The sequence below is a fragment of the Ruegeria sp. CK1 genome (assembly GCF_056536545.1).
In genome coordinates this window covers 1-1,548 of sequence record NZ_JBQFPX010000026.1, presented here as the reverse complement: position 1 = coordinate 1,548, position 1,548 = coordinate 1, and the positions used below count along the sequence as shown (strand labels likewise).

1 protein-coding gene is annotated in these 1,548 nt (G+C 49.5%); it reads right to left on the bottom strand.

What is annotated here, in order from left to right:
* Positions 1–64: 64 nt before the first annotated feature.
* On the bottom strand, positions 65–1,225 hold the full coding sequence (locus tag ACR0L3_RS20615; protein WP_480747666.1) for a hypothetical protein: 1,161 nt from the start codon (positions 1,223–1,225) through the stop codon (positions 65–67).
* Positions 1,226–1,548: the final 323 nt, after the last annotated feature.

Here is a 1,548-nt window from a genome sequence, read left to right as displayed (position 1 = left end):
GAGCCCAAATCGACGGATGCTGCGCTGGGGTTAAATGTCCGCTTTCAGCGAGCTAACTCGGCGGTTAGTCTTCCATCGCTTCATAAATGCCTGTTTCGAGTTTGTTTTTAATTACGCTTAGCAGGCGCCTGGCAGCTTGTTCATCGTATGATTTCAGATCCAAAAATTTCACAGCTGCTTCCAGTTCTGCGGCCGCGGCGGCTTTTCCTTTGGGGCCGAGACCTCTGATCTCTGGCGCCAATTTCTTAAACACCAACGACCGCAGCCTTAAGCGCATTTGATCCTCACCTTGTCCACCAGACGAGGTATTATAGTCGACACCGTCCGAACCACCCTTAACAGAGCCAGACGAAGTATTGTAGTCGACGCCGTCCGACCCACCCCCGACAGAGCCAGACGAGGTATTGTAGTCGACACCGTCCGACCCACCCCCGACAGAGCCAGACGAGGTATTGTAGTCGACACCGTCCGACCCACGCCCGACAGAGCCAGACGAAGTATTATAGTCAACTCCATCTGCACCCGTCGCCGCACTCGCCGATGGTAATGGTTGGGTTGGCTTTTTTCGTGCCGGTGGGTCCAGTTTTGAAAACGTTCCGTTTGCAAGCTTGGCCGTAAGCGACTTGATTAAACGCTTCGCGATATCGGCATCGAAGTTTTCTCTATCTATTGTTTTGGCAATTTCGGCCAACTCTGGCTCGGCTTTCGCACGCCCTTTTGGTCCGAGGTCGCGAACCAGCGGTGCAAGTTTACCCATGACCAATCGCACAAGTTTTTGTCGGTCGTCATCGTTGTCTTCGTCGTCTGCTAATATGGCGTTACCATAGTCGGCGGTGGATGTACCTGAAGCACCAGCGCTAGGTAATTTTTGGGTCGGTTGGCGAACCGGGGGTACAACAGAGGCTGCATCTTGGTCGTCAGACAACGAAGCTGCCATGTCAATATTAGCCACCTTTAGAGTGCAAATTCCGCTAAGTTGTTTGTTTAACTTGTCGAGAACCTTCCCTTTAATTTTGTTTGGGTCCTCTGCGCAAAGGGTCACCGTTTTACCTTTTGTTACGATCTTTCCGCGAGTAATTTTTTTTCCTGCTACAGAAACTTTCTCATCATCGCCAAATGCTACGAGATGAAAGCTGTCTTTCAAAACCTTGTGGTTGGTCAGAATGAAATTAGTCGCACCACCCTTGGTTTTCGCGCCAAACGCTGTCTTTTCTTTGTCTTTCAACCTTTGATCCTTTCATGTCTGCCGCCCATTTCATTCAGTCACGCGTGTCATTTAATCTCAACAGCTTTCTCATAATGATGAAAGGTGGATGTGACTTTACGAGTGGCTCCCTAGTTCTTCACACATAATCTCTACTGAGGGCTAAAAAGTCCGTTGATCATTGACGAAGGGGTGAAATTCGCAGCGGCCACAAAAAGAGGCTACTTTCCATCTTTCTTAAGTAGCAGATGCATCGGTTAAATGCGTTGCTGCATCCGCTAAGTCCCGACAAGCAAGAACGATGCAGATCAAGCTTGATCTGAAAGCGGAATTTGCGCCCATTG